Source organism: Leeia speluncae (assembly GCF_020564625.1).
Taxonomy (GTDB): Bacteria; Pseudomonadota; Gammaproteobacteria; order Burkholderiales; family Leeiaceae; genus Leeia; species Leeia speluncae.
On record NZ_JAJBZT010000032.1, the window covers coordinates 1 to 514 of the forward strand.

1 protein-coding gene is annotated in these 514 nt (G+C 48.2%); it reads right to left on the bottom strand.

Translation table 11 applies throughout. From position 1 onward, the window contains the following. A partial coding sequence (locus LIN78_RS17965; RefSeq protein WP_227182263.1) for an aldehyde dehydrogenase family protein occupies nt 1-514 on the bottom strand: 514 nt, incomplete at both ends.

The window sequence follows — 514 nt, forward strand, 5'->3', positions numbered from 1 at the left end:
GGCATTGCCACTAATACCGGGCCAAACACCTCTTCTTTGACTAATGTTTTGCTGTGATCCACATCGACAATCACGGTAGGGCGAACAAAGTAACCCGGCAAATCTGGTGCATAACCACCAGCAACCACTTTTGCCCCTTCTTGTTTACCAATCTCGATATAGCGGCAAACCGATTGTTTTTGTTTTGCAGAAACCAATGGGTTAATTTGTGCCGTTACATCTAGCCCCGCACCGACTGTCATACTGTCTGCCGCAGCAGCCAAACCTTCGATGACCTGATCAAACTTACTACGATGGATATATAAACGAGACGCTGCCGCACACACTTGTCCCTGGTTTAAGAAACCACCCATGATGGCGCCCTGAATCGCTTTATCTACCGGCACATCACCAAAGATGATCATCGGGTTCTTACCGCCCAGTTCTAGCGAGAAGCGTGTCATGTTATCTAGCGCGGCATGGCCAACGGTCTTGCCAATGTCGGTAGAACCGGTAAAAGAAATCTTGCTAACTA